Origin of the sequence: Blautia sp. DFI.3.45, from assembly GCF_020593505.1 — a bacterium.
Lineage (GTDB): Bacteria > Bacillota > Clostridia > Lachnospirales > Lachnospiraceae > Blautia_A > Blautia_A wexlerae.
The window spans coordinates 1-2,086 of sequence record NZ_JAJDMI010000109.1 but is presented as its reverse complement, the minus strand read 5'-3'; the positions used below and the strand labels follow the sequence as shown (position 1 = coordinate 2,086).

Below are 2,086 nucleotides of genomic sequence, written 5' to 3'. Positions count from 1 at the left end.
TCTACAACCATCTGCTGATGAGCGAGAAGCTGTATCCACACCTGTTAGAGATTGACCGGACAGCGCAGGAGCGTATGGACACCATGTTACCTCACATGATGGAGGCTGCGGGTGTCACTGAGGAGCTGAAAGCCTGTGATCCTATGCGTTGGGTGGGGCTAATGAACACATTAACGGCACAGATTGAGGAAATTTTAATCTGGGAACTGATTTGCAGCTGAATGGGAGGTGCGGGAAATGCTGACCTTTGAAAAGGTTTTGAAAGTGTTTCAGGCATATCTGGATGATGACCCTTTGTATGAGGTGGTTCAGACCAGCCACGGTTATACATTGATGGCATGGGAACCCCACCGGAATGACTGGTACAGCGCCGAGATACAGAAAACCCCAGAGGATTTGCGAAACGCCTTGCTGGATACATACGCCAACTTTCTGGAAGATAAGATTACCGGAAATGACCGCGATCTGACTGTGACAGAAACCGGAGAAATCCAGCAGAGGTGCCGGGAACTTTTGGAAAAGTGCCGGGAAACTTGATATAGAAACGCCAGAAGGAGGCCGCGATTATGCGTCCTCCTTCTGGTTCGCAGTCTGTTCCATTTTGAGCGCCCCGTCTATGGCACCTTCGATAATCGGCAGGTATTGTTCAGGACAGAGCTTCAGCTTGTGGCTGACCCGCTGCCGCTGTGCGCTTTCTTCCCGCATGATCTCCGGGTTAAAATATCGCTCTACGGGAAGTCCGCAGACCTTAATCAACTGGATCATCACAGGCAGGCTCGGAATCGCACCTTGATTCTCAATGTTGGCAAGATACCGCCATTCAATCCCAACCATTTCTGCCAATGTTTTTCGTGTCAGACGCTTTGCCTCTCGTGCGGCTTTGACATCCGCACCGAAGGTTTCAAAACCGGGACAATCTTCAACTTTCGCCATATAACATCACCCAGCTACATTGTATAATTCATACTTTGCCTGCGGAATGTTGCTATATGCAGGTTGGTTGAAGTTTATAATTCACATTCCGTTTCTTGCATTGTTCGAGAAAGAGAACTATAATGTACTCTGTGGAGGTGCGAAATGGACTATATGACATTGAAAGAGGCTGCCGAGAAATGGGGCGTGACACCTCGTAGAGTAAATTACTATTGTGCTGGTGGGCGTATCCACGGCACTGTGAAAATGGCTGGTATTTGGCTGATCCCTAAAACTGCGGAGAAGCCGATTGATGGGCGGACAAGACAAGGGAAGGAGCTGCGCCATGAATAAAATTTTGATTATAGATGATGACAGAGAACTGTGCGCTTTGATTAAACGCAGCGTACAAGCAGAAAACATAGAAGCTGATTTTTGTAATACCGGAAAAGAGGGCTTGCAGAAATTAAAAGAGCAGGAGTATCAGCTTGTAGTGCTGGATGTGATGATGCCCGGTATGGATGGCTTTGAAACGCTGGAAGAAATCCGCAAAGAGAACAGCCTGCCGATTTTGATGTTTACATCCAAAAATGACAGCATTTCTAAAGTGCGGGGCTTACGGGCCGGGGCGGACGATTATCTGACAAAACCGTTCGATATGGACGAACTGATTGCCCGTATTGCGTCTCTCGTTCGCCGCTACACCCGTTTTAATCATCAAGCCGGAGCTGTGCAAAAACTGGATTTTGATGGATTGCAAATTGACCTTGAAAATCGTTCTGTTACGACGGAAAATGGCACTTTTGAACTTCCACCAAAGGAATTTGATCTGCTCCTGTACTGTGCAAAGCATCAAGGAAAAATTTTGACAAAACAGCAGATTTATGAGGAAGTTTGGGGCGAAGAATATTTCTATGACGACAGTAACATTATGGCGATTATCAGTCGGCTTCGTAAAAAATTAGAAGTCAATCCTTCAAGCCCAAAATATATACAAACGGTCAAAGGGATTGGCTACCGGTTTAATAAGGAGGTGTAGCCAGCATGGAAATCATCGTTTTCTTGTCCATTGTGATTGCTGTTTTGGCTGTGCTGACCTCCATCGTTCTCGTTCGGCGCGTAAAAAAACAAATAGCAGAAATGACCGATGTGCTGGTTGATGTGAAAAACGGAA

The 2,086-nt window shown here is 46.5% G+C and carries 5 protein-coding genes and 1 pseudogene; 5 read left to right on the top strand and 1 reads right to left on the bottom strand.

Going from position 1 to position 2,086, the window contains the following annotated elements; all coding sequences use genetic code 11:
- Nucleotides 1–221, top strand: a 221-nt coding sequence (locus LJE09_RS17065) for a TnpV protein (protein ID WP_227311590.1), incomplete at its 5' end; no start/stop codon positions are given.
- Between the two features lie 16 nt (nt 222–237).
- Nucleotides 238–537 (top strand): hypothetical protein, encoded by a 300-nt coding sequence (locus LJE09_RS17060; protein WP_161276704.1) that lies wholly within the window; start codon nt 238–240, stop codon nt 535–537.
- Nucleotides 538–564: 27 nt separating this feature from the next.
- Here the strand turns inward: LJE09_RS17060 and LJE09_RS17055 are convergent, their stop codons facing one another.
- Entirely contained in the window at nt 565–933 is a 369-nt protein-coding gene (locus LJE09_RS17055) for a helix-turn-helix transcriptional regulator (protein ID WP_227311589.1), read from the bottom strand.
- A 144-nt stretch (nt 934–1,077) separates the two neighbouring features.
- Between LJE09_RS17055 and LJE09_RS17050 the strand changes: the two genes are divergently transcribed.
- From LJE09_RS17050 to LJE09_RS17040, 3 genes and pseudogenes are all read left to right on the top strand, one after another.
- Nucleotides 1,078–1,266, top strand: coding sequence for a helix-turn-helix domain-containing protein (locus LJE09_RS17050; RefSeq protein WP_173700299.1), 189 nt, complete (start codon nt 1,078–1,080; stop codon nt 1,264–1,266).
- Nucleotides 1,259–1,951 (top strand): response regulator transcription factor, encoded by a 693-nt coding sequence (locus LJE09_RS17045; RefSeq protein WP_173700300.1) that lies wholly within the window; start codon nt 1,259–1,261, stop codon nt 1,949–1,951. Before LJE09_RS17050 ends, LJE09_RS17045 begins: the two co-directional genes overlap by 8 nt.
- Nucleotides 1,952–1,956: 5 nt before the next feature.
- Nucleotides 1,957–2,086: pseudogene (locus tag LJE09_RS17040) on the top strand (sensor histidine kinase); the annotation flags it as partial.